Source organism: Bradyrhizobium sp. B120 (assembly GCF_049075665.1).
Lineage (GTDB): Bacteria > Pseudomonadota > Alphaproteobacteria > Rhizobiales > Xanthobacteraceae > Bradyrhizobium.
In genome coordinates this window covers 8,350,793-8,374,791 of sequence record NZ_CP185242.1, presented here as the reverse complement: position 1 = coordinate 8,374,791, position 23,999 = coordinate 8,350,793, and the positions used below count along the sequence as shown (strand labels likewise).

Below are 23,999 nucleotides of genomic sequence, written 5' to 3'. Positions count from 1 at the left end.
CGATGAATAGAATACCTTTCACATCACCGCGCGTTGGATACGACGGAAGCCATCTCATGACAGTTCTCACATGTAATTTTTTGTGGCTCGATCATCGGCAACCTATAGGCGGTCCTTTCTTTCGCGTTTCTCAAAGGCTCGGTTCAAATCGTATTGATGATTGGCGACGACGTCTATTGGCCCACCGCGTCAGCTGGCGCAGTGCAGCGACATCGCCGAAGTCGAGGGAAGACCGGACGTAGCTGGCCGACTGCAAAACGACGATTGATCCCAAGCCGACATGGCGCTTCCGACATGGGGCTTTGGATGGAAGGAGCTTTTTGGCCCGTCTTCCGGTTCGCGCTTGGTTGGAGTAGCGTGGATTGCAACATTGGTATCAGGGCTACGCGTGTCGAAGGCGATTGCCATCCTGGGCTCTGCCCTGTTCTTCGTCGTCGCGCCCTTGGTGCTGGCGGGGTTCGTCCCATGGTGGATCACACATTGGGAGTTCCGGCCGGCTTTTTTTGGCTTTGAACTAACCCGCGCCATCGGACTTATGTTGATCATTGCCGGAGTGCCCGGAGTCGTAGATTCGTTCGCGCGGTTTGCACTGCAGGGTCTGGGAACGCCAGCCCCGATCGCGCCGACACAGAATCTGGTGATCACGGGTCTCTATCGCCACGTACGAAATCCGATTTACGTCGGGGTCGTTGCTGTCATTTTTGGTCAAGCACTTTTATTCGGCGATTGGCGCCTCCTCTGGTATGCCGCGCTGCTCTGGCTTTTTTTCCACGTCTTCGTCTTGGTGTACGAAGAACCAACGCTCAAGCAGACATTTGGCGCGCAGTACGAGGACTTTCGGGCCAATGTCCCGCGCTGGATACCACGGCTGACCCCATGGCGAGTCCCGTAACGCGAGCATCATGACGACGGGCACTGCCTTCGCTAAGGTCCAAGCGCGCTTCTCCTCCCTGATCAGGTGCAGCAGCTGCGGCGACGCCATGCACGGCAACCGAAAAGCAAGATAACGAGGTCGCCGTCGACCAGAACTTGTTTGCCACAAAGTCAGCGGCTTGGCCCGTTTGACACATGAGCAGGAGGCCTCAGTAGGTCCGTTCTCCGGGCTAGACCGGAAGTTCTCGGCGGACGCCGTGGCGGCGATATGATGTCTCCGTTTGACCCGATGCGGACATCAGGTATCAGAGATGATACATCTGACGCCGGTCCAAGCAGCAGTACACGGGTTGACCGCCTAAGCCCGTCGAGTCCAAGTATCAGAGATACATCCATGATGGCCTCGAAGCAGAAGCTGCATATTGACGGTTATGAATTTTCAACGTTGGAAGGATTTTACGATCAAGTTGGCCTTCGCATCATCCCAGGTGCCGAGTGGGGCAGAAATCTCGACGCCTTTAACGACATTCTGCGGGGAGGTTTTGGGACGCCGGAAGAAGGCTTCATTTTCTGCTGGGACAACCACGAGATCTCGAAGCGAACTCTCGGATATGACGAGACTGCTCGCCAACTGCGGAAAAGGCTGGAGCGATGTCACCCGTCCAACACAGCTTCAGTCGAGAACTACCTTGCTGAGGCGCTGAAACACGAAGGACCTACGGTCTTTGACTGGATTGTCGAGATAATCCGGCGCCATTGCCCTGGCGGCAACGAAGAAGCGGACGGCATCGAACTTATTCTTCAATGACAATCATGGCAGTCGCCGACATCGTCGTTTAGCTGCGCAACTTCCGCAATTGGCCCAAAACCGACATGCTGTGGTCACCCGGCTATGTCAGAGTCGGCATGGCGGATTGATGAGTACGAGCCCTCGTTCAATCTGACTTCATCACGCCTTAGCGCGTCGTCGGCGCCGCGCCGAGATTGCCCGCCAGGATCGCCTTGCCGGCGTCCTCATACTGGGTGTCGCGGGCCTGGATCTGCTGTGCGATCGCATGCATGTCGCGAAACCGTCGCTCGAACGGATTCTTCGCGAACACCGCCGTTGCGCCCGACATGTGATAGGCGATGTCGACCACCGAGGCCGACTGGTGGATGGTCCAGGTCGAGGCGATGCGGATCGCGATGCGATGCGCCTCGCTGATCGGATCGCCACGGGCGAGATCGCTCCAGACCTCGTTCGCCGTCGCATACAGATAGGCGCGCGCGGCGCGCAGGCTCGCCTCGGTGCGGCCGATCTGGCCCTGCACGGCGTTGTTGTCGCGCATCGCCTTGAGGCCCTGCGGGGTCTTGCCGCGGGCAAGCTCGGTCGCCGCATCCAGCATGGCGCGCGCGACGCCGAGCGAGGTGGCGGCAAAGCCCATGCTGAACACCATGTTGGTGGAGAGCTTGTACAGCGGCCCCGGTTCGCGGCACGCGCTGGGGTCGTCGCGCAGCGCGGCGAATGTCTCCGGAATGAAGAGGTTGTCGACCGAATAGGAATCGGTGCCGGTGCCCTTCAGCCCGATCACGTCCCAGACGTCGTACATCACAGCCTGCGACACCGGAAACAGGATGGTGCGGATCTCCGGCGCGCCGTCGGCCTTCTTGCGCGGTGAGCCATCGGCCTCGACGACGCGGACATGGGCGCCGAGCCAGCTCGCCTGCCGCGAGCCCGAGGCAAAGTCCCAGCGCGCATTGGCGCGGTAGCCGCCGGGCTCGGCGCGCACCTCATGGGCGATCGCGCCCCAGGCCAGGATGCCGGGCGCGGTGTTGAAGATTTCGTGGGCCACGTCGGGCTCGAGATAGGCCGCGGTCATGGCGCAGACGCTGCACTGGCCGAGGCACCAGGCGGTCGATGCATCGGCCTTGGCGATCTCCTCCTGCATCTGCATGAACGCGTCCAGCGTCGCCTCGGCGCCGCCGAAACGCTTCGGCAGCAGTGCGCGATACAGCCCGTTCTCGACGAGGGCCGCGGTGACGGAAGGCGTCAGCCGCCGCGTCCGTTCGATCTCGTCGGCTTCGCTCATGATCAGCGGCGCCAGCGCGCGCGCCCGCTCGACAAGGTCTACTCCCTGCGGCTTGTTCATGCGTGTCCTCGGCGCCCCTTCTGACGTTCTTGTTGGGCGGGTTGAGGCGATGGTGGCCCATCCGGCAAAGGAGGGCAAGGCGGGGCGGCGCCGACGCAGATCAGCTATCCATCGCTCGCGGCCGCGCGCGATCGACGCATGCATCCTCGCTCAGGCGGCGGCGCGGCCGAGATCGAGCGACGGCTGGCGCTTGGTCGAGAAGCTCAGCGCCACGGCGACGGCGGCAAGGCCGATCGCGAAGGAACCGGCGTGCAGCCACGTGTAGCCATGGAACGTGTCGAACACGTAACCGCCGGCCCATGGCCCGAGCGCCATGCCGAGGCTCGCGAAAGCCGACACCGCGCCGAACACCGTGCCCATGATGCGCGCGCCGAAGAACTCGCGCACCAGCACGGCATAGAGCGGCATCACGCCGCCATAGGCGAGGCCGAACACGACAGACAGCGCGTAGAACTCGCCGAGTTGCGCCACTGCGAGATAGGTCGCGATCGACAGCGCCTGCACCAGCAGGCCGCCGACCAGCACCGGCTTGGCGCCGAGCCGGTCCGCCAGCACCCCGAGCAGCAGGCGTCCGCCGAGCCCGGAGAAGCCGGCGAGGCTGTAGACCGTGACCGCGGTGAGCGGCGCGATGCCGCACACCATGGCGTAGGACACCATGTGGAAGATCGGGCCCGAATGCGCCGCACAGCAGGCGAAATGCGCCAGTGCCAGCGTGATGAATTGCGGCGTGCGCAGCGCCTGCGCCACGGTCCATTCCGCTTGCGGCGCATTGCCGGCCGTTGGGATCGCAACGTTCGATCCCTGCGGCGCCGGGCGCACCAGGAACGATGCCGGAATCAGCAGCGCCCAAGCGGCGATGCCGATCACGAGCATAGCAAAGCGCCAGTCATAGGCCGTGATCAGCCAGCTTGCGGATGGCGCGACCGTCACCGGTGATACGCCCATGCCGGCCGACACCAGTGCGACGGCGAGACTGCGATGCTTGTCGATCCAGGCGCTCGCAAGCGCCATCATCGGCGCATAGAAGCTGCCGGCGGCGATCCCGATCAGCACGCCGAAGCAGAGCTGGAATTGCCACAGGCTCTGCGCCTGGCTTGCCGTCACGAGGCCAAGCCCGAGCAGCAGGCTGCCGGCCAGCACCACGATGCGGGTGCCGAAGCGGTCGGACAGCGCGCCCCAGGCGAATGCCGCAAAACCCATGCAGAGGAAATCCAGCGTCGCGGCCGCCGAGACGCCGGCGCGCGACCAGCCCATCGCATCCGAGATCGGCTGCAGGAACACCGCGAGCGCCAGCATGGTGCCGAAGCCGACGCAGGTCATCAGCGCGCCCGCGCCGACGACGACCCAGCCATAGTCGAACCGAGCGTCCTTGCTCATGCGTTTCCCCGGCGCTGTTGTTTGTTGTGGTGCGCGCAGGGAGGATGGTGGCCTATCCGAGGTCCAGGGGCAATATGACGGGCAACATGCCTCTCATTCCGGGATCAAGCGGATTGTGCGTTGCATGCGCAAGATGTCGCAGTGACGCGCGGCTAGCCGCAGTTCCAGGCCCGGCCGATCGGCGTCCAGCTCCAGCACGGGCCGTAGCTGCCGCCATTGTAGCGTCCGCCGCCATGGAAGCCGGGCCGGCCGAAATAGTGCCAATCGCCGCCATAGTAATATTCCGGCGAAAAGTCCGGGTAGCCGCGGGCGGCGCCGCGTGGACCGAGCACCGGAATGGTCTCGTTGGGCGGCTGACGGTAGCCGGGCAGGAAACCATAGCCATGCCAGCGGGCGGTCTGCCGCTTCTTCGAGGAAGCGGCCGCGCTCAGGTCCGGCTGCAGCAGTGCGAGGATGACGATCGTGAGGGACAGGATGCGCAACATACGAGGAGCTTAGTTGGGCCGCCGCGCCGTGGCGATTCAAATCATGGTGCGTTTTGTTGCCGGGACAAGAATGGAGACAATAAAGACAATGAGATTCGAGCGGCGCGGTAAATGTGCCTCCGTCACCCTGAGGAGCGCGTCTTCGCGCGTCTCGAAGGGTCGACGGCCACCAGCCGGGCCGCGCATCCTTCGAGACGCGCTACGCGCTCCTCAGGATGACGGGTCAGGGGCTGCGCAACGCCACAATCAAAGCATCTCGAAATATTCGCGGTACTCTTGGAGAGCATCGTCATGCGCACTTGCGACAGCCCATCAGCTATCTACCCCGGCTACTGTGCATGGGGTTGTTTTCGAGATTTTCGATCAGGACCGGTCCGGCGCGGTAGTCGTCAGGCTGGCGACGGTCCGTGACGGCGCCTCAGCTGTCCACCTTGAGCGCGGCGATGAAGGCTTCCTGCGGGATGTCGACCTTGCCGAACTGCCGCATCTTCTTCTTGCCTTCCTTCTGCTTCTCCAGAAGCTTGCGCTTGCGCGTGATGTCGCCGCCGTAGCACTTCGCGGTGACGTCCTTGCGCAGCGCGCGCACGGTTTCGCGCGCGATCACCTTGCCGCCGATCGCCGCCTGGATCGGGATCTGGAACATGTGCGGCGGGATCAGCTCCTTCATCTTCTCGACCATGGCGCGGCCGCGGCCCTCGGCGCGGGTCCGATGCACCAGCATCGACAGCGCGTCGACCGGCTCGGCGTTGACCAGGATCTGCATCTTGACCAGGTCGGCCGGCTTGTAGTCGGTCAGATGGTAGTCGAACGAGGCGTAGCCCTTGGACACCGACTTCAGGCGATCGTAGAAGTCGAACACCACCTCGTTGAGCGGCAGGTCGTATTTCACCATCGCGCGGGAGCCCACGTAAGTCAGCTCCTTCTGCGCGCCGCGGCGGTCCTGGCACAGCTTCAGCACGCTGCCGAGATATTCGTCCGGCGTCAGGATGGTGGCCTCGATCCACGGCTCCTCGATCTCGGCGATCTTGACCACGTCGGGCATGTCGACCGGGTTGTGGATCTCGAGCTCGGTGCCGTCGGTCAGCTTCATCTTGTAGATGACGCTCGGCGCGGTCGCGATCAGATTGAGGTCGAACTCGCGCGACAGCCGCTCCTGGATGATCTCCAGATGCAACAGCCCGAGGAAGCCGCAGCGGAAGCCGAATCCGAGCGCAGCGGAGGTTTCCATCTCGAAGGAGAAGCTGGCGTCGTTCAAGCGCAGCTTGCCCATCGCCGCGCGCAGCGTCTCGAAATCGTCGGCGTCGACCGGGAACAGGCCGCAGAACACCACCGGGATCGCCGGCTTGAAGCCCGGCAGCATCTCGGTGACCGGCTTCTTGTCGTCGGTGATGGTGTCGCCCACGCGCGTGTCGGCGACTTCCTTGATCGCCGCGGTGATGAAGCCGATCTCGCCGGGGCCGAGCTCCTCGACCTGCGTCATTTTCGGCGTGAAGAAGCCGACGCGCTCGATGTCGTAGGCAGCACCGGTGCCCATCATGCGAATGCGGCTGCCCTTCTTCATCACGCCGTCGACGACGCGGATCAGCACGACCACGCCGAGATAGACGTCGTACCAGCTGTCGACGAGCAGCGCCTTCAAGGTCGCGTCGCGGTCGCCCTTCGGCGGCGGCAGGCGGGTGACGACGGCCTCCAGCACATCGGGCACGCCGAGGCCGGTCTTGGCCGAGATCATCACGGCGTCGGAGGCGTCGATGCCGATCACGTCCTCGATCTGCTGCTTGACCTTCTCGGGCTCGGCCGCGGGCAGGTCGACCTTGTTCAGGACCGGCACGATCTCGTGACCGGCGTCGAGCGCATGGTAGACGTTGGCGAGCGTCTGCGCCTCGACGCCCTGGCTGGCGTCGACCACGAGCAGGGAACCCTCGCAGGCCGCCAGCGACCGTGAGACCTCGTAGGCGAAGTCGACGTGGCCGGGCGTGTCCATCAAATTGAAGATGTAGTCCTTGCCGTCCTTGGCGCGGTAGTTCAGCCGGACGGTCTGCGCCTTGATGGTGATGCCGCGCTCGCGCTCGATATCCATCGAATCGAGCACCTGCTCCTTGCCGGCCATTTCGCGATCCGACAGGCCGCCCGTCATCTGGATCAGGCGGTCGGCCAGGGTCGATTTGCCATGGTCGATATGGGCGACGATGGAGAAGTTGCGGATGTTCGAAATCGGGGCAGTTGTCATGGGGCGCGGGATAGCATCCGCACCCCCGCACGGGCAACCATATTGCGGTATTTTGCAGGGATGTGACGGCGAATCACGGCCGTGTTTCAGTCAGATCTGCCGTGATCGATTTTCGGGTATGTTTCTGCTAGGTGTTTCGGCCCAAAACCGTGAATCTGACGATGCGCTGGACCCTTCTCGCCGCCGGATTGCTCGCAATGTTGTTCGCAGCGCCCGCAACCGCCGACAAGCGCGTCGCGCTGGTGGTCGGCAATTCGACCTATCAGAACGTGTCGCGGTTGCAGAATCCGAAGGGCGATGCAGAGCTCGTGGCCGGTACGCTGCAGCGGCTGGGCTTTGCACTGGTCGGCGGGCAGGCCCAGGTCGATCTGGACAAGGCCGGTTTCGATGCCGCGATCCAGCGCTTCGGCAGCCAGCTGATGGGCGCCGACGTCGCGCTGTTCTACTACGCCGGCCATGGCATCCAGGTGCGCGGAACGAATTACCTGGTGCCGGTGTCGGCGAATCCTGTGCGCGAGGCCGATGTCGATTTCCAGATGGTCGATGTCGGCCTGGTGCTGCGGCAGATGGAAGGCGCGGGGACGCGGCTCAACATCGTCATCCTGGACGCCTGCCGGAACAATCCGTTCGGCGGGCGCGGCCTGCGCGCTACCGACGGTGGCCTCGCCCAGATCCGCGCGCCGGAGGGCACGCTGTTGTCCTACGCGACCCAGCCCGGCAATGTCGCGCTCGACGGCGATGACGGCCACAGCCCCTACACGCGCGCGCTGGTCGACACCATGCAGAAGCCCGGGCTCGACGTGCTGCAGGCCTTCAATCAGGTTGGTCTCGTCGTCAAGCGTGCCACCGGCAGCGCGCAGCAGCCCTGGGTCTCGACCTCGCCGATCGACGGCTCGTTCTATTTCGCCGGCAACGCGCCGGCTCAGGTCGCGACCGCCGATCCACCGGCGACAATGGTCCCGCCGCAGCAAAGCCTGCCGCCGCAAAACGTGCCGCCGCCGGTGGCGCGCACGCAATCGGATTTCATCATTGCGGATTCCGACAGCCGCCTGCTGTCGGAGAGCGATCTCAGGGTGCTCAGCAAGGACGATCTGCGGATCGCGCGCAATGAAATCTTCGCGCGGCGCGGGCGCTACTTCAACGCGCCCGACCTGACCGCGCGATTCAGCAGGTTCGCATGGTACGTGCCCCGTTCATGGGATCCGCCGCTCAATGCGATCGAGAGCGCGAATGTCGCGCTGATCGATCGCTTCGAATCCGGCGCCGGCGCTGCGCCGAGCGGTTTCATCTTCCCGGATTCCGACCGGCGTCTGCTGACGCCTGCCGATCTGCGGCGGCTGTCGCGGGACGAGTTGCGGATCGCGCGCAACGAGATCTTCGCCCGCAGGGGACGCTATTTCGATTCCGCCGATCTCAAGGCGTATTTCGCGCGCTTCCCATGGTATGCGCCGAACAGCTGGAATCCGAAGCTGAACGCGATCGAGGAGGCCAATGTCGCGCTGATCGATCAGGCCGGAAAGCGCTGAATGGCCGCGCGCTGGCCCGCCTGCATCGTTGCTCTGCTGGCGCTGCTGCCGCCGTTTGCGCACGCGCAGAGCAACAGCGAATTGCTCGACCGCCTGGTGCGCGCCTATCCCGATGCGCTGTCCGCCCATGACGACACCACGATCACCTGGCGCGACGGCACGGTGATGCCGGTCGACGACGGCGTCTCAGGCAAGCCGTTCGATCAGCTGCTGCGCAATGCCTCGATCCTCGACCAGATGCGGCAGCCCTATCCGTCCGGGCCATCGGCGCCGCCGGCCCCGAACGTCGATCCCGGCCGTTTCCGCAACGAGGCCTTCTTCACGAAGATGTATGGCGACTGCAACACGGCGGAGGTCAGGCGGAACCTGGTGACGATCACCTGGCTACCGCGGTCCTGGGGCAAGCCGGTTCAGGTCACGCGGGTCAACGGCGTCGCCGAGCGCCTGAAGCAGGTCTCCGCCGAGATCGACGCGCTCGATCCGGCGCTGCGCGCCGCGGCCTTTCCGATCGCGGGTGTGCTATCTTGTCGCGCCGTCGCCGATACCGGGCGGATGAGCATGCATGGCTATGCGGCCGCGATCGACCTCAACCTGAAGGTCTCGGATTACTGGCTGTGGGCAGGTAAAGGCAAAACCATCCCCTACAAGAACCGGATGCCGCGCGAGATCGTCGACATCTTCGAGCGCCACGGCTTTATCTGGGGCGGCAAGTGGTATCACTACGATACCATGCATTTCGAGTACCGGCCGGAGCTTCTCGGAAACTGAACCGGCTCCTTGGAGGCGTTCTCACGCCAAGCTGATTACACTGGCCACAAAAACGCGCTAAAGCGCGATGAAATGCTGGTGAGCAATCACTCATCGCTCCTTCCGCTTCCATTCGGCATGATCGTTCCGGGAAACCGCTTTCCACGTTTCCGGGTCATGCCTCAGGCACAGGCCATGTCGACCGCCACCACCCTCCCTGCCGCAAGGCGCACGACCCGCAGACTGACGATCCGGCGGATCGCCGCCTGGATTGCCTCGCGCGCCACCGATCCCAAGACCAGCCTGTGGTTCGTGATCGGATTCGCATTGGTTCACGCGGTGCTGTGGACGCTAATCCTGGTCAAGCTCAAGGCTGCGCAGGACGTCCATATGGATGTCGCGGAGGCTTATGCCTGGGGCCAGCGCTTTCTGCTCGGCTATGGCAAGCATCCGCCGCTGTCGGGCTGGATCGCCGGGGTCTGGTTCAGGATCTTCCCCGTCACCAACTGGTCGACCTACGCGCTCGCGATGGCAACGGTCAGTTTCGCGCTGGTGGTGTGCTGGCTGATCGCGCTGCGCGTCGTCGATCGCCGCCGTGCGTTCTTCATGGTGGTGATGCTCGCGCTCTACCCGATCTTCAATTTCAAGGGCTTCAAATACAACGCCGACCTCGCGCAGCTGGTGCCGCTGCCGCTGCTGGTGCTGGCCTATCTGAACGCGTTCGAGAAGCGCAGCTTCAAGTCGGGGCTCTGGCTCGGCTTTGCCGGCATGCTGGCGCTGATGACCAAGTACTGGGTGGTGACGATGATCGGCGCGATCGGGCTCGCCGCGCTGATCCATCCGCAGCGGATGCAATTCCTGCGCTCGCCGGCGCCATGGGTTGCGATCGGCACGATGCTCGTGACGATGATCCCGCATCTGGTGTGGCTGGAGGAGGTGAACTTCGTGCCGTTCACCTATGCCGGCGACGTCTACGCGCTGTCGAGCCGTGAGCTCAATGTCCAGCTCGTGATCGGCTACATCGTGCACAATCTCGGTCTGCTCGCGATTCCGACCGTGCTGGGCCTTGTGGCGCTGCTGCTGGGGTCGGTGCCATGGCGGCCGTCGGACGTGCTGGCGCGGATCTGGTCGCGCGGACCCAATCCGGCCGTCAATCTTCCGCAGGCGCTCAACATCTGGATCATCCAGTCGATCGTCGCGATCGGGCCGCCGCTCGGCGCACTGGCGTTCACCGTCTACATCAAGACCGATTGGGGCATCCCGCTGTTCTTCCTGGTGCCGCTTGCACTGGTTGCGATCCCCTCGCTGCGTTTCTCCCGCATGGCGCTGTTCTCGATCACGGCGGTGTGGTTCGTGGCCACGATCGTCACGCTGATCGCCGCGCCCAGCATCGCCACGCAGGAGATCGCCTCCAACCGTGTCGGCGGCTCGACCTACGCCGCGCGCTCCGAATTGGCGCGCGAGCTCACCCAGACCTGGCAGGACAGATTCCGTTCACGCTGGGCGGTGGTCGTCGCACGCTCCGACATCGGCGAGCCGATGACGTTCTACAGTCCGGATCATCCGGCCTCGCTGGTGCCGGGCGAAGCGTGGTCGTCGGGGTTGACGTCGCTCGACGAAGCCAAGCGTCTCGGCTTCATCGGCGTCTGCGACACCACCGATCCGGTGTTCCTGCAGCCATGCGAGGCATGGATGGCCGAGCATGCCAAGGATGCCGAGCCGCTGGTGATGAACACCATGCGCTTCTTCAACGGCCATCCCGGCCCGTCGACGGTGTGGAAGGTCTATCTGGTGCCGCCGGCGAAGTAGCGCTGGGGCATTGTTGCCAACTGACTCGAAAACAGACGTCAGTGCCGTTCCGTCATCCTGAGGTGCGAGCGGAGCGAGCCTCGAAGGATGAATCGGCCACCAGCGGGGCCGTCGACCCTTCGAGACGCGCGCGATGCGCGCTCCTCAGGGTGACGGTGATGGCTTGGCGCAGCGCGCGAGGCGGCGCCCTACGTGCCTTCTTCGTTGAACTTGCTGGCGACGAGCTCGGCGATCGCATCCAGCGCCTGCTGCGCCTCGTCGCCTTTCGCGGAGACCACGACCGTGGTGCCGGGCCCTGCGGCCAGCATCATCAAGCCCATGATCGAGGTGCCGCCGACGGTTTCGCCGCCGCGCGTCACCCAGATCTCGGCGTTGAAGCGCTCGACCAGCTGGACGAACTTGGCCGATGCCCGCGCATGCAGGCCGCGCTTGTTGACGATCAGGAGTTCGCGCGAAATGGCGCCCGCTGGCACGCCCGGGCCGACATGGTTTTCGCCCGGGGCCTCGCCGCTCATTTGCCTGCGAGAACGCGGCTGGCAATGGTGACGTATTTGCGGCCGGCTTCCTGGGCCATCGCGATCGCGTCGGGCAGCGAACGCTCTTCGCGAACCTTGGCAAGCTTGACCAGCATGGGAAGATTGATGCCCGCGAGCACTTCCACCTTCGGGCGGCTCATGCATGAGATCGCAAGGTTCGACGGCGTGCCGCCAAACATGTCGGTGAGGATCGCAACGCCGTCGCCGCTATCGACGCGATTCACCGCTTCGATGATGTCGCTTCGACAGAGATCGGAATCGTCCTCGGCCCCGATCGTAATTGCTTCAATTTGTTTCTGCGGACCCATGACGTGTTCGAGCGCGGCTCTGAACTCGTCAGCAAGGCGCCCATGGGTCACCAGCACTAGACCAATCATCGGAAACTCCTCGCGGGCGCCCTTTGGTGCACCGCACGAACGCGCCACTTTGACCATCCAGAGGCCCTGCGCAAGAGGGCATCTTGGCTAGTCTCCCGGTTCCTGGCGGTAGAGAGGGGAGGCTGCGCCGGCAAAATCCGACGCGATAGTGGATGTGATATGGTTACCAATTCCCTTCCCACAATTGGCCGCAAGATTACGGGAACATGAACTTTCAGGTTGTCGTCAGCGCAGCGACAACCAGCGGCAGGGGTTGGAAGCCGGCCGGCACGGGAATTCGCGGTATTGAAACACCATTAAGGCGGATCTTGAGCGCCTCGGGCGGCGGCAGCCGCTCGGCATCGTCGGCGGCAAGGTCGACGATCAGGCCGACCACGGCCTCACCTGCGAACGGACAATGGCGGATTCCGAGGCCTCGGATCTCGATCAAACCGGCCAATTGCTGTGCCGGGCGAACCCACAATTGTTCGCCGGCTGTGTCGAGATGGACACGGTCATCCCCCACCAAAATGGCCGGCGGAAGCACTCCGGTGCGCCCGGCGAGAATCAGATCGAAGGCCAGGCGCGACTTGCCGGCCCCCGACGGGCCGCGGATCAGCACCGCACGCTCGCCGACCAGAACGGCGGATGCGTGCAAGCTTGAATTGTCGCTCATAGTGTCGGCAGCCTGACCACGAAACGCGCGCCGGCGACGGTGGGCTTGCCGTCTTCGTCCGCAGGGCCCGCGCGGTTCTCGGCCCAGATGCGTCCGCCATGCGCCTCGATGATCTGCTTGGAGATCGAGAGCCCAAGGCCGGAGTTCTGACCGAAGCCCTGGTGCGGCCGGTCGGTGTAGAAGCGCTCGAAGATCCGCTCCAGCGCGTCCTCGCCGATGCCGGGCCCGTCATCGTCGACCACGATCTCGACCTCGCCGCGGGTGCGGCGGCAGATGATGCGCACCTTGTCGCCCGGCTTGGAGAACGATTGCGCGTTCGACAGCAGGTTCGAGACCACCTGGCCGAGCCGGGAATCATGGCCGGGCACCGAGAGCGTGTCGGTCGGTCCGCGGCCCTCGAAGCGGGCTTCGACGGCGACGTCGTGGCCGAGCCGGGTTTCGTTGGCGACGCTGGTCAACGTGGTCAGCAGCCGGCGCAAATCGACCGGTGCCATATCCTGGCGCTGCAATTCGGCGTCGAGCCGGCTCGCGTCGGAAATGTCGGAGATCAGGCGGTCGAGCCGCTTGACGTCATGCTCGATCACGGCGAGCAGCCGCGCGCGGCTGTTCTCGTTGCGCGCCAGGGGCAGCGTCTCGACCGCCGAGCGCAGCGAGGTCAGCGGGTTCTTCAGCTCATGGGCGACATCGGCGGCGAACATCTCGATCGCCTCGATGCGGCTGTAGAGCGCGTTCGTCATGTCGCGCAGCGCGCCGGAGAGATGGCCGATCTCGTCGCGGCGTCCGGTGAAGTCGGGAATCTCGACGCGGGTCTGGATGCGGTGACGAACGCGCTCGGCACTTTCGGCGAGCCGCCGCACCGGGCCCGCGATCGTGCTCGCCAGCAGCAGCGACAGCATGATCATGACGGCGGATGCGACCCCGCCGATCTTGAGGATGGCGAGGCGCTCGGACAGCACCAGCTGGTCGATGTCGTCGCCCTGCGTGGTCAGCATCAGTGCGCCGCGCACGGCTCGGAAATGCTGCACCGGAACGGCAACCGAGACGATGATCGCGCCGCGATCGGTGACCCGCACCGCGCTGCCCTTCATGCCCTCGAGCGATTGCGCGACTTCGGAGTAGCCCTTGCCGCCTTCGGGGCCGAGCTCGCGGTAGATCGGCAGATCGCCGCGATTGAGCCAGGTCTTGATCGTGGCCTTGGTCTTCTCATACAGCGACGGCTTCTCCGACGGCGGCGGCAGCTCCATGCGCAGCACGTCGCCGCGCGCGAACAGGTTGCGGCTGTCGAGGATCAGGCCGCCATCGCGGTCGAAGATGCGGGCTCGCGTCTTGGTCGGCGCGATCAGGCGGCGCAGGGTCGGCGCGACGCGCTCGGGATTGATCGGGAAATCCGCCGATTCATCCGGCTGGCCGAAGCTCTCGCCGGGCTTGAGGTCGAGCAGCCGGTCGGGGTCGATGGTGACGGTATTGCCTTCGACGGTCGCAGACGCCGCGATCGCCTCCGAGATGATCTCGGCATAGACCAAAAGGCTCTGCGTGCGCGCCTCGATCAGGCCGGCGCGGAATTGCGAGAGATAGAGGATGCTGGCGACCAGCGCGACGAGGCCGGCCAGGTTGAGCGAGACGATGCGGCGCGTCAGGCTCGAGAACGACAGCGCGAAGAAGAACTGACCGGCGCGGCGCACCCAGCCGAGCGGACGGCGCCAGCCCTTGTCCTGCGCCAGATCGTCGGCCACGGCCTCTTGATCGAGGAGCTGTGACGCGTCCTCGGTGTTCAGTCCCTGCTCGAGCTGCGTTCGATCAAGCACTGGCAAAGCTGCCGGTTGGTATGGATGTCGTCCCGCGAAGCAGACAGTCGCCCGAGCTTACCCCAGCCGTGCGGGGCCTGTCAGTTAACAAGCCGCCCGGGAAGCGCAGATCAGGCTTCCTTGAAGCGATAGCCGACGCCGTACAGCGTCTCGATCATCTCGAAATCGTCGTCGACCACCTTGAACTTCTTGCGCAGCCGCTTGATGTGGCTGTCGATGGTGCGGTCGTCGACATAGACCTGGTCGTCATAGGCCGCGTCCATCAGCGCATTGCGGCTCTTCACGACGCCGGGGCGGGTGGCGAGCGCCTGCAGAATCAGGAATTCGGTCACGGTGAGCGTCACCGGTTCGTTCTTCCAAGTGCAGGTGTGGCGCTCCGGATCCATCCGCAGCAGGCCGCGGTCGAGCGCGCGGGCATCCGGCTCCTTCGGTGCCGCGGTCGGATCCTTCGGCTGGCCGCGGCGGAGCACGGCCTTGACGCGTTCCACCAGCAGCCGCTGGGAGAACGGCTTGCGGATAAAATCGTCGGCGCCCATTTTCAGGCCGAACAATTCGTCGATCTCCTCATCCTTCGAGGTGAGGAAGATCACCGGCAGGTCGGATTTCTGGCGCAGCCGGCGCAGCGTTTCCATGCCGTCCATGCGCGGCATCTTGATATCGAGGATCGCAAGATCGGGCGGTGACGTGCGAAACCCATCCAGCGCCGACGCACCGTCCGTGTAGGTCATGATGCGATAGCCTTCGGCTTCGAGCGCGATCGAGACCGACGTGAGAATGTTGCGGTCGTCGTCGACCAAGGCGATTGTGGGCATGAGCTGCTTTCACAATGAGAGTGGTTTAGACGGCGGGCACTCTGGCGACTCGCCGTAGAACATGGGCTTCGAACGCGGTCAACGAGCAATGCAAGCTGGGCTGAAGTGTGACCGAGTTCCGCAAAACGCTCTGCGACCCACGCGTTGGACCCCATATAGCACCCTGAGACCATGAGAAAAGGCCCTTTTTCAACGGGAACCGGCCCGATTCGCCTCCAAAATGACCTGATAAGCCCATGCAACCGACCGCCGACTTCGACCCCGCCCACCTTGCCCGCTCGTTGCTCCGCCGCAGCCGCCAGGGCGCGCTCGCCACGCTGATGACCGGCTCCGGCGATCCCTATTGCTCGCTGGTCAACCTGGCCAGCCACCCCGACGGCTCGCCGATCCTGCTGATTTCCCGGCTCGCGCTGCACACCAGGAATATCCTGGCCGACGACCGGGTGTCGCTGATGCTGGACGAGCGCGCCGAGGGCGATCCGCTGGAGGGCGCCCGGATCATGCTGGCCGGCCGAGCCGAGGAGGTCGCGGAGGCCGAGCGGGAGCTCGTCCGCCGGCGCTACCTTAGGGCCCATCCATCGGCGGAAGTCTTTGTAGAATTTAATGATTTTTCGTTTTTCGTGATCCGGCCGGGCGGCGCCCATCTGGTCGCCGGGTTCGGCCGGATCGTCGACCTCAAGCCTGTGCAGTTTCTGACCAACCTCGGCGGTGCCGAAGCGCTGCTGGAGGCCGAGCCGGGCGCGGTGGCGCATATGAACGAGGATCACCGTGAGGCCATGAACCTCTACGCCACGCGGCTGCTCGGTGCGGAAAGTGCCGACTGGCTGTGCACCGGCTGCGACCCCGACGGCATGGACATGCAGGCCGGCCGCGACACGCTGCGGCTCGATTTCCCCGAGCGGGTCAGCAACGGCACCGAGCTGCGCAAGATGCTGGTGCGGCTCGCCGGCGAGGCGCGCGCCAAGGGATAGAGGGAGGGATAGGGAGCACGACCGGCTCGCTCCGAACGGGCGGTGCCGTGCGCGACGAGGCATGGTGTCGCACGGTGCGGCTCCGCGTGCGTGTTTGCCGAGGCCGGGTGTAGCGCCTCTGACAGCGCGATCATTTCGTGCCGGCGCCGATATGATCTCCGATGGGCGCGATGCGGGTTGCGAGAATTCCCGGCGCTGCTGCTCCGAAAAATCGCAGGGATCGCGAGCTTCAACCGGCGACATGCATGTGCAACGCGGTGATTGCGTTACCATCGATCGCTACGATCAGTGATGCTGTTGCCGCTGAACGCAGCCCGTGTTGCGGAACATTCGCTGCTGCCGGGCATTGTAGTCACCCAGCTTCGACGACGGCGGATTGAGCTCGACCGAATGCAGCTCAATGCCGACCCAGTGGTGCTATCCGCGTGCAACACGATCGTGGACGACATGTCTGGCACTGCAACGCAGCGTCAACTCGCGGCGGTCCATCTCAACGACACATCCTCAGCGCGAAATGCATACCCGGCATTCTCCGTGCCTGTTGCGTTGCTCGGCGCGGAGACACGCCGATCGCTGGCACTCTTTGTGCATCGCAATGCCTTGCTCGCGGCGGGAAAGGCGACGAAACGTCGCCCGATCGCCGCGAAAACAACGAGAAAGCGAAAGCAAAGCGAAAGCGTTTCGCGCTGCGGTATTTGCGCCCGATGATGTGCCCGCCTTGGAATAAGCCAAAAGCCGTTCGACTGGCTTGGCAAGCCCGGCGATCCCCACTATTAGGTCGCCGGACCGGGGCCGAGAGGCTATATTATTCTGATGACGGTCACCGCGGCGGAGCGCGACTAGCGATGTTCGCGCGAACAAGGATACGCGGGTTCGAGGAGGTTCTTCGTGCAAGAGACGGGCGTGCATAACGGTGCCTTCGGCGCCGACAAATTCGGCTTAAAAAATCTCAAGGGCGTGCATTGGAACTATGGCGCGCCGCAGCTCTACGAGCACTCGTTGCGATCAGGCGAAGCTGTGCTCTCGGCCGATGGCGCGCTTTGCGCGGATACCGGTGAGTTCACCGGCCGCAGCCCGAAGGACAAGTTCACGGTCCGCGACGGTCTGACCGACAAGAGCATGTGGTGGGCCGGCAACCAGTCGATCACCTCGGAGCAGTTCGCAACGCTCCACGCCGACTTCCTCAAGCATGCCGAAGGCATGACGCTGTTCGCGCAGGATCTCTATGGCGGCGCCGATCCGAAGCATCGCATCAAGACGCGGGTCTTCACCGAGCTTGCCTGGCACTCGCTGTTCATCCGCACGCTGCTCATTCGCCCCGAGACATCGGAGCTCGCGAGCTTCGTGCCCGAACTCACGATCATCGATCTGCCGAGCTTCCGCGCCGATCCGAAACGTCACGGCTGCAAGTCGGAGAACGTCGTCGCGATCGATTTCGCCCGCAAGATCGTCCTGATCGGCGGGTCTTATTATGCCGGCGAAATGAAGAAGAGCGTGTTCACCACGCTGAACTTCTATCTGCCCGAGAAGGGCGTGATGCCGATGCACTGCTCGGCCAATGTCGGCCCCGACGGCGACACCGCGATCTTCTTCGGCCTGTCCGGCACCGGCAAGACCACGCTCTCTGCCGATCCCAAGCGCACGCTGATCGGCGACGACGAGCATGGCTGGAGCGAGGACGGAGTCTTCAACTTCGAAGGCGGCTGCTACGCCAAGTGCATCAAGCTCTCAGGCGAAGCCGAGCCGGAAATCTATGCCGCCAGCAAGCGCTTCGGCGCGGTGCTGGAGAACGTCGTGCTCGGCGCCAATGATCGCGTGCCCGATTTCGACGACGGCTCGAAGACCGAGAACACCCGCTCGGCCTATCCGCTCGATTTCATTCCCAACGCCTCGCGCACCGGCCGCGCGCCGCATCCGAAGAACGTGGTGATGCTCGCCGCCGACGCCTTCGGCGTGATGCCGCCGATCGCCAAGCTGACACCGGCGCAGGCGATGTATCACTTCCTGTCCGGCTACACCGCGAAGGTTGCCGGCACCGAGCGTGGTCTCGGCAACGAGCCGCAGCCGGAATTCTCGACCTGCTTCGGCTCGCCGTTCCTGCCGCGCGATCCGTCGGTCTACGGCAATCTGCTGCGCGAATTGATCGCCAAGCACAATGTCGATTGCTGGCTGGTCAACACCGGCTGGACCGGCGGCAAGTACGGCACCGGCCGCCGCATGCCGATCAAGGTGACCCGCGCGCTGCTCACCGCGGCGCTGAACGGCTCGCTCCGCAATGCCGACTTCCGCACCGACAAGTATTTCGGCTTCGCGGTGCCGACCTCGCTGCCGGGCGTCGAGCCGCACATCCTCGATCCGATCAAGACCTGGGCCGACAAGGCCGAGTTCGACAAGACTGCGCGTGCGCTGGTCGGCATGTTCCAGAAGAACTTTGCCAAGTTCGAAGCACAGGTCGACGCCGAAGTCCGCGCCGCCGCGCCGGAAGTGAAGCTCGCGGCGGAGTAAACCGCGCAAGCGATACGCGATTTGAAAAGGCGGCCCTCGTGGCCGCCTTTTTTGTTGCCTGGTCGGCTCGACGACATCTCAATCCGTCAAGCTGAGCAGCGAACGGCGCCACATACTCCACCGTCGTCCCGGCGAAGGCCGGGACCCATAACCACCGATGGTCATCGTTGTGCGTCGGTGGAATGACGGGTCCTGTCCACAACATCCGCTGCGGAGTATGGGTCCCGGCTTTCGCCGGGACGACATCGCGTGTGTTGCTCCGCTACTCGCCCAGCTCCGGCAGCACCGCGTTGCTCGGCGTTTGTCTGTCGGTAATCTGCAGGCCGAACAGGCTGCCGATCAATTCGACCGCGACGCGCGCGGTGCGGCCGCGCTCGTCGAGGAACGGATTGAGCTCGACGATGTCGAGCGAGCGCACCAGTCCGGAATCGTGCAGCAGCTCCATGATGAGATGGGCTTCCCGATAAGTCGCGCCGCCCGGCACGGTGGTGCCGACCCCGGGCGCGACTTGCGGATCGAGGAAGTCGACGTCGAACGAGACATGCAGCACGCCGTTCTTGGCCCTGACGCGCTCGATGATGCGGCGGGTCAGCACCGCGACGCCGAACTCGTCGATCTGGCGCATATCGGATATCGAGACGTTGCGTTGCCGCAGCAGCTTGCGCTCCAGCGGATCGACCGAGCGCGTGCCGATCAGGTCGAGCTGATCCGGCGGGATCGAGGCGCGCGGCAGTCCGCCGAGCAGGTCGTCGAGGCCGGGCTCACCGCACAGGAAGGCCGCCGACATGCCGTGCATGTTGCCGGTGATGGTGGTGGCCGGCGTGTTGTAGTCGGCATGCGCATCGACCCACAGCGCAAACAGCGGCCGGCCCTTTTCCTGCCAGTAGCGCGCGACGCCGTTGATCGAGCCCATCGACAGCGAGTGGTCGCCGCCCATGAAGATCGGGATCGCGCCGGAATGCGCCAGCCAGTAGGCGCGCTCGGAGAGGGCGCGTGTCCAGGTCTTCACCTCGTCGTAGAACTTGGTGTTCGCCGGCGCGGGGCCGTCGGCGACCACGGCCGGGATCGCAAGGTTGCCGTGGTCGTCAACCCGGAAGTCGAGCTGCTCGAGCAGGCGCGCGATGCCCGCGGTGCGCAGCGCGTCCGGGCCCATCAGCGGGCCGGGCTGCGACGCGCCGATCTCGATGGGAACGCCAAGCAAGGCGATGCGCGAGGGTCTTGAATTGTCGGCTTCGGACATGCGGCAGGGCTCCCAAAGTCGTGGAACAGAAGCGACGCGCCACTGTTCCCCCAACCTTTGAAATAGGCAACCCGGTCCAATCCGGCCATGTGGATAGTTGAGTTGTGCGCCCAGGTCTGACGCGCTGTGGTCACTGCGAAGCGGCGCCCATCCCGCATTACGTGCGGGACAGGCCTCGCTCGAAAACGCTCTACGCCTTGAAATAGGCGATCTGCGTTGTGGTGGCGAGCAGGCGGCCGGAGGGCGACCACAATTCGCCGTGCTGGTCGCCATAACTCTTGTGGAAGGTCTTGGCGTCGGCGGTGGCGAGCACGCGGGTGGTATCCTCCGCATCCATGTCGGCACCATCGACGTGGAAATAGGTCGTCAGCGACACCGTGCCGAACGGCACCAGCTCATGCCGCGCGTGGAACACGCGGCCGAAGAACGCGTCCGACATCGACATCAGCGACAGCGCATCGAGCTTGCGCGGCACGCGGTCGGCGATCCAGAGTTTTGAATAGGGGCTCGACGGCAGCTTCGCGGCGCCGCCGCCGAGCTTCGGCTCGCCCTCGGCGAAGCGGAAATCATACTGGTTGGCCCAGGTCATCGCGAGCTTCGGATAGGGCCGCAGCTCTTCGAACGGCACCGCGCCGGGAAACTCGGCGGGCTGGTGCGACCACGACGGGCGGCGCTCGGCGAACACCGCGGTCGCCAAGGTCGCGACCTCGCCACCGCCTTGCGTCATCTCGATCGACCAGTGCTGGCTCGAGCGGTTGGCCCGGACCAGGCGGACATCGAGATCGAACACGCCCTCGGCGACCGGCGCGCAGTAATTGACTGTCAGCGCCAGCGGATCGCCCGCGCGCTGCGGATGCTGCATCAGGGCGCGCAGGATCGTCGCGGCCGTGCAGCCACCGAACGGGCCGACGAACGCCCAGTAATCCGGGCTGGTCCGTCCCTGCCAGCGGCTGTCGCCGGCCGTCACAGCGGTGGCTTCATCGAAAAGGTGCGGAGCCTTGGTGAGCATGCAATTCCCTGGTTGCAAATCTATTTGGCTGTCATTGCGAGGAGCGAAGCGAGGAAGCAATCCATCGATCCGCATATGCCGCGCGATGGATTGCTTCGCTTCGCTCGCAATGACTGCGTGAAGTTCACTGACTATATCGCGGGCTATCGTGCCGGATTCAATGATGTCGGACGTAATCGATTTCCGCGTCCCGGGATTACCCCTTCGCCTCGCGCTGGTTGCCGAGCTGCGGCGAGGCGCTCGGATGCACCGGCACGTGCCAGATGTCCTCGGCATATTCGCGGATGGTGCGGTCGGAGGAGAACCATGCCATGCGCGCCACGTTGAGGATCGAGGCGCGGGTCCAGGCCGGAGGCACCTGCCAGCGCGCGTCGATGCCGCGCTGCGCGTCGTAGTAGGAATCGAAATCGGCCGACACCATGTAGTGGTCGAGGTAGCGCAGCGCGTGCCCGATCGAGGCGAAGCGCGCGGCATCGCCCGGCGAGAACTCGCCGCTCTCGATGGCGCGGATCGCGCGCTCGAGCCGCGGCGATTTGCCGATCACGTCGCTGGCATCGAGCCCCTGCTTGCGGCGGACCATGACGTCGCCGGCCTCGAGGCCGAAGATCGCGATGTTCTCCTCGCCGACATTGTCGCGGATTTCGATATTGGCGCCGTCGAGCGTGCCGATGGTCAGCGCGCCGTTCAGCGCGAGCTTCATGTTGCCGGTGCCGGAGGCCTCCATGCCGGCGGTCGATATCTGCTCGGAGAGATCGGCAGCGGGGATGATCACCTCGGCGAGGCTGACATTGTAGTCGGCGAGGAAGGCGATCTTCAGTCTGCCGCCGAGCGAAGCGTCGTTGTTGACGACCTCTGCGACGTCGCTGATCAGCTTGATGATCAGCTTGGCGTAGCGGTAGCTCGCCGCCGCCTTGCCCGCGAAGATTTTTACCCGCGGCACCCAGTTCGCCGCCGGATCATCCTTCATCGCGTGATACAGCGCGATCGTCTCCAGGATGTTGAGCAGCTGCCGCTTGTATTCGTGGATGCGCTTGATCTGCACGTCGAACAGCGCCGACGGGTCGACCTTGATGTGGTTGCGCTCGCCGATCAGCCGCGCCAGCGCCAGCTTGTTGTGATGCTTGACGTCGCGGAAGCGCTTCTGGAATTCCAGATCGCTCGAGTGGGGTTCGAGCCGTTCGAGCAACGAGAAGTCGTCGAGCACGGCCTCGCCGCAGGTCTCGCGCAGCAGCGCGGTTAGCCGCGGGTTGGCCAGCATCAGCCAGCGGCGGAAGGTGATGCCGTTGGTCTTGTTGGTGATGCGCTGGGGATAGAGATGATGCAGGTCGTGAAACACGGTCTCCTTCATCAGGTCGGAATGCATCGCCGAGACGCCGTTGATGCGGTGCGAGCCGACGAAGGCGAGCTGGCCCATCCGCACCCGGCGGCCGCTGCGCTCGTCGATCAGCGAGACCGAGGCGCGGTATTCGATGTCGCCGGGGAAGCGCTCCTCGGCGAGCGCCAGATGGGCCACGTTGATGCGGTAGATGATCTCGAGGTGCCGCGGCAGCAATCGCTCGAACAATTCGACCGGCCAGGTCTCGAGCGCTTCCGGCAGCAGGGTGTGGTTGGTGTAGGACAGCGTCGCGACGGTGATCTTCCAGGCCTCGTCCCAGCGGAAATTGTGCAGGTCGACCAGGATGCGCATCAGCTCGGTGACCGCAAGGCTCGGATGGGTGTCGTTGAGCTGCACGGCCGCCTTCTGCGCGAGGTTGCGCAGGCCGCCGTCGGAGGCGAGATGCCGTTTCACGAGATCCTGCAACGAGGCCGAGACGAAGAAATATTCCTGGCGCAGCCGGAGCTCGCGGCCCGCTGCGCTCTCGTCGTTCGGATAGAGGAATTTGCAGATCGCCTCCGCGCGCGCCTGCTCGGCGCTCGCCGAGACGTAGTCGCCGGTGTTGAAGACGTCGAGCTGGAGCGGATCGGGCGCGTGCGCCGACCACAGCCGAAGCGCGTTGACGTGCTTGCCGCGCCAGCCGACGATCGGCGTATCGTAGGCCATCGCCTCGACGGTTTCCGCCGGATGCCAGGTGGCGCGGTCGCGGCCGCGCTCGTCGACGTGCTCGACATGGCCGCCGAAGTGGACATTGTAGACCACCTCCGGCCGCTGGAATTCCCAGGGGTTGCCGAAGGCGAGCCATTCGTCGGGATATTCCTGCTGCCAGCCCTGGTTCATGATCTGGCGGAACAGGCCGAAATCGTAGCGGATGCCGTAGCCGGTCGCCGGGATCGCCAGCGTCGCCATGCTCTCCATGAAGCAGGCCGCGAGCCGCCCGAGACCGCCATTGCCGAGCGCCGCGTCCGGCTCGCATTTGCGCAGGTCCGACAGATCGACGCCGAGGTCGCCGAGCGCGGCCTCGAACAGCGGCAGCAATCCCATATTGTTCAGCGCGTCGGTGAACAGGCGGCCGATCAGGAATTCGAGCGAGAGATAATAGACGCGCTTGGAGCCGGCGTCGTAGGTCTGCTTTTCGGCCGTCAGCCAGTGGTGCACGATGCGGTCGCGCAGCGCCAGCGCCGCCGCCTTGTACCAGTCGCGCCTGGTCGCCATGCCGGCGTCCTTGCCGATCGCCAGCCGGAGCTTGGCGAGGATCGCGCCCTTGATCTCGGTCAGCGCCAGCTCGTCGATCGGCTGGTTCAATGCCGGGTAGTTTGTTTGTTCGTGCAAAGCGCTCAATCCCTGCCGTTCAGATTTTCCGGATCATGATGCGATCATAGTGTCCGGATCATGCCCCAAGTCGATGATACGCGCGTTGCATGGCAACCGAAACCGCCCGGAACGTTGCCGTGCATGGCGCTGCCGATATTTTATGCAAGGACCGGGCCGATTCAGGGGCCTTCGGAACCGTCATTGCCGGTGCTACGATCGGCGGC

The 23,999-nt window shown here is 64.5% G+C and carries 20 protein-coding genes; 8 read left to right on the top strand and 12 right to left on the bottom strand.

What is annotated here, in order from left to right; all coding sequences use genetic code 11:
• Positions 1–280 precede the first annotated feature (280 nt).
• Positions 281–892, top strand: coding sequence for a methyltransferase family protein (locus ACOIX3_RS38820; RefSeq protein WP_420967249.1), 612 nt, complete (start codon positions 281–283; stop codon positions 890–892).
• A 375-nt stretch (positions 893–1,267) separates the two neighbouring features.
• Positions 1,268–1,681 (top strand): barstar family protein, encoded by a 414-nt coding sequence (locus tag ACOIX3_RS38815; RefSeq protein ID WP_420967248.1) that lies wholly within the window; start codon positions 1,268–1,270, stop codon positions 1,679–1,681.
• Between the two features lie 148 nt (positions 1,682–1,829).
• On the opposite strand, the gene ACOIX3_RS38810 is transcribed toward ACOIX3_RS38815, so the two are convergent.
• From ACOIX3_RS38810 to lepA, 4 genes are all read right to left on the bottom strand, one after another.
• Entirely contained in the window at positions 1,830–3,002 is a 1,173-nt protein-coding gene (locus ACOIX3_RS38810; protein ID WP_420967246.1) for an acyl-CoA dehydrogenase family protein, read from the bottom strand.
• A gap of 150 nt (positions 3,003–3,152) precedes the next feature.
• Entirely contained in the window at positions 3,153–4,379 is a 1,227-nt protein-coding gene (locus ACOIX3_RS38805) for an MFS transporter (protein ID WP_420967245.1), read from the bottom strand.
• Between the two features lie 152 nt (positions 4,380–4,531).
• Complete coding sequence (locus ACOIX3_RS38800) at positions 4,532–4,864, bottom strand: hypothetical protein (RefSeq protein ID WP_420967244.1); 333 nt, start codon at positions 4,862–4,864, stop codon at positions 4,532–4,534.
• A gap of 418 nt (positions 4,865–5,282) precedes the next feature.
• Positions 5,283–7,094, bottom strand: a complete 1,812-nt coding sequence (lepA, locus tag ACOIX3_RS38795; RefSeq protein WP_420967243.1) for a translation elongation factor 4 — start codon at positions 7,092–7,094, stop codon at positions 5,283–5,285.
• A 161-nt stretch (positions 7,095–7,255) separates the two neighbouring features.
• On the opposite strand from lepA, the gene ACOIX3_RS38790 reads away from it, so the two are divergent.
• From ACOIX3_RS38790 to ACOIX3_RS38780, 3 genes are all read left to right on the top strand, one after another.
• Positions 7,256–8,620 (top strand): YARHG domain-containing protein, encoded by a 1,365-nt coding sequence (locus ACOIX3_RS38790; RefSeq protein WP_420967241.1) that lies wholly within the window; start codon positions 7,256–7,258, stop codon positions 8,618–8,620.
• Complete coding sequence (locus ACOIX3_RS38785; protein WP_420967240.1) at positions 8,621–9,388, top strand: M15 family metallopeptidase; 768 nt, start codon at positions 8,621–8,623, stop codon at positions 9,386–9,388.
• A gap of 174 nt (positions 9,389–9,562) precedes the next feature.
• Positions 9,563–11,176 (top strand): glycosyltransferase family 39 protein, encoded by a 1,614-nt coding sequence (locus ACOIX3_RS38780; protein WP_420967238.1) that lies wholly within the window; start codon positions 9,563–9,565, stop codon positions 11,174–11,176.
• A gap of 188 nt (positions 11,177–11,364) precedes the next feature.
• Here the strand turns inward: ACOIX3_RS38780 and ACOIX3_RS38775 are convergent, their stop codons facing one another.
• The 5 genes from ACOIX3_RS38775 to ACOIX3_RS38755 all read right to left on the bottom strand — a co-directional run bounded on the left by ACOIX3_RS38775 (position 11,365) and on the right by ACOIX3_RS38755 (position 15,361).
• On the bottom strand, positions 11,365–11,691 hold the full coding sequence (locus tag ACOIX3_RS38775; protein ID WP_173639261.1) for an HPr family phosphocarrier protein: 327 nt from the start codon (positions 11,689–11,691) through the stop codon (positions 11,365–11,367).
• Positions 11,688–12,089 (bottom strand): PTS sugar transporter subunit IIA, encoded by a 402-nt coding sequence (locus ACOIX3_RS38770; protein WP_021076632.1) that lies wholly within the window; start codon positions 12,087–12,089, stop codon positions 11,688–11,690. Before ACOIX3_RS38770 ends, ACOIX3_RS38775 begins: the two co-directional genes overlap by 4 nt.
• A 214-nt stretch (positions 12,090–12,303) precedes the next feature.
• A complete protein-coding gene (locus ACOIX3_RS38765) occupies positions 12,304–12,744 on the bottom strand; it encodes an HPr kinase/phosphorylase (RefSeq protein ID WP_420967237.1) in 441 nt (146 codons plus the stop codon).
• Positions 12,741–14,549 carry a stimulus-sensing domain-containing protein gene (locus ACOIX3_RS38760; protein ID WP_420967236.1) on the bottom strand — a complete coding sequence of 603 codons (1,809 nt, stop codon included), beginning with the start codon at positions 14,547–14,549 and terminating at the stop codon, positions 12,741–12,743. Before ACOIX3_RS38760 ends, ACOIX3_RS38765 begins: the two co-directional genes overlap by 4 nt.
• Positions 14,550–14,659: 110 nt before the next feature.
• The gene (locus tag ACOIX3_RS38755; protein WP_016843287.1) at positions 14,660–15,361 is read right to left on the bottom strand and encodes a response regulator transcription factor; all 702 of its coding nucleotides are present in this window, start codon (positions 15,359–15,361) and stop codon (positions 14,660–14,662) included.
• Positions 15,362–15,597: 236 nt separating this feature from the next.
• Between ACOIX3_RS38755 and ACOIX3_RS38750 the strand changes: the two genes are divergently transcribed.
• The 3 genes from ACOIX3_RS38750 to ACOIX3_RS38740 all read left to right on the top strand — a co-directional run bounded on the left by ACOIX3_RS38750 (position 15,598) and on the right by ACOIX3_RS38740 (position 18,837).
• Complete coding sequence (locus ACOIX3_RS38750) at positions 15,598–16,332, top strand: HugZ family protein (RefSeq protein WP_420967235.1); 735 nt, start codon at positions 15,598–15,600, stop codon at positions 16,330–16,332.
• Positions 16,333–16,623: 291 nt separating this feature from the next.
• A complete protein-coding gene (locus ACOIX3_RS38745) occupies positions 16,624–17,040 on the top strand; it encodes a hypothetical protein (protein WP_420967233.1) in 417 nt (138 codons plus the stop codon).
• 180 nt (positions 17,041–17,220) lie between these two features.
• The gene (locus ACOIX3_RS38740; RefSeq protein WP_420967232.1) at positions 17,221–18,837 is read left to right on the top strand and encodes a phosphoenolpyruvate carboxykinase; all 1,617 of its coding nucleotides are present in this window, start codon (positions 17,221–17,223) and stop codon (positions 18,835–18,837) included.
• 262 nt (positions 18,838–19,099) lie between these two features.
• Here ACOIX3_RS38740 and rocF read toward each other — a convergent pair whose 3' ends face one another.
• The 3 genes from rocF to ACOIX3_RS38725 all read right to left on the bottom strand — a co-directional run bounded on the left by rocF (position 19,100) and on the right by ACOIX3_RS38725 (position 23,793).
• Positions 19,100–20,077: an arginase gene (rocF, locus tag ACOIX3_RS38735; protein WP_420967231.1), complete on the bottom strand. Its 978-nt coding sequence runs from the start codon at positions 20,075–20,077 to the stop codon at positions 19,100–19,102.
• Between the two features lie 190 nt (positions 20,078–20,267).
• On the bottom strand, positions 20,268–21,086 hold the full coding sequence (locus ACOIX3_RS38730) for an acyl-CoA thioesterase (RefSeq protein ID WP_420967229.1): 819 nt from the start codon (positions 21,084–21,086) through the stop codon (positions 20,268–20,270).
• Between the two features lie 196 nt (positions 21,087–21,282).
• Entirely contained in the window at positions 21,283–23,793 is a 2,511-nt protein-coding gene (locus ACOIX3_RS38725) for a glycogen/starch/alpha-glucan phosphorylase (protein WP_420967228.1), read from the bottom strand.
• Positions 23,794–23,999: the final 206 nt, after the last annotated feature.

Coding starts and splice junctions, on each gene's coding strand:
- ACOIX3_RS38820 (WP_420967249.1), top strand. CDS start 281: ATGGCGCTTCCGACATGGGGCTTTGGATGGAAGGAGCTTTTTGGCCCG.
- ACOIX3_RS38815 (WP_420967248.1), top strand. CDS start 1,268: ATGATGGCCTCGAAGCAGAAGCTGCATATTGACGGTTATGAATTTTCA.
- ACOIX3_RS38810 (WP_420967246.1), bottom strand. CDS start 3,002: ATGAACAAGCCGCAGGGAGTAGACCTTGTCGAGCGGGCGCGCGCGCTG.
- ACOIX3_RS38805 (WP_420967245.1), bottom strand. CDS start 4,379: ATGAGCAAGGACGCTCGGTTCGACTATGGCTGGGTCGTCGTCGGCGCG.
- ACOIX3_RS38800 (WP_420967244.1), bottom strand. CDS start 4,864: ATGTTGCGCATCCTGTCCCTCACGATCGTCATCCTCGCACTGCTGCAG.
- lepA (WP_420967243.1), bottom strand. CDS start 7,094: ATGACAACTGCCCCGATTTCGAACATCCGCAACTTCTCCATCGTCGCC.
- ACOIX3_RS38790 (WP_420967241.1), top strand. CDS start 7,256: ATGCGCTGGACCCTTCTCGCCGCCGGATTGCTCGCAATGTTGTTCGCA.
- ACOIX3_RS38785 (WP_420967240.1), top strand. CDS start 8,621: ATGGCCGCGCGCTGGCCCGCCTGCATCGTTGCTCTGCTGGCGCTGCTG.
- ACOIX3_RS38780 (WP_420967238.1), top strand. CDS start 9,563: ATGTCGACCGCCACCACCCTCCCTGCCGCAAGGCGCACGACCCGCAGA.
- ACOIX3_RS38775 (WP_173639261.1), bottom strand. CDS start 11,691: ATGAGCGGCGAGGCCCCGGGCGAAAACCATGTCGGCCCGGGCGTGCCA.
- ACOIX3_RS38770 (WP_021076632.1), bottom strand. CDS start 12,089: ATGATTGGTCTAGTGCTGGTGACCCATGGGCGCCTTGCTGACGAGTTC.
- ACOIX3_RS38765 (WP_420967237.1), bottom strand. CDS start 12,744: ATGAGCGACAATTCAAGCTTGCACGCATCCGCCGTTCTGGTCGGCGAG.
- ACOIX3_RS38755 (WP_016843287.1), bottom strand. CDS start 15,361: ATGCCCACAATCGCCTTGGTCGACGACGACCGCAACATTCTCACGTCG.
- ACOIX3_RS38750 (WP_420967235.1), top strand. CDS start 15,598: ATGCAACCGACCGCCGACTTCGACCCCGCCCACCTTGCCCGCTCGTTG.
- ACOIX3_RS38745 (WP_420967233.1), top strand. CDS start 16,624: ATGCTGTTGCCGCTGAACGCAGCCCGTGTTGCGGAACATTCGCTGCTG.
- rocF (WP_420967231.1), bottom strand. CDS start 20,077: ATGTCCGAAGCCGACAATTCAAGACCCTCGCGCATCGCCTTGCTTGGC.
- ACOIX3_RS38730 (WP_420967229.1), bottom strand. CDS start 21,086: ATGCTCACCAAGGCTCCGCACCTTTTCGATGAAGCCACCGCTGTGACG.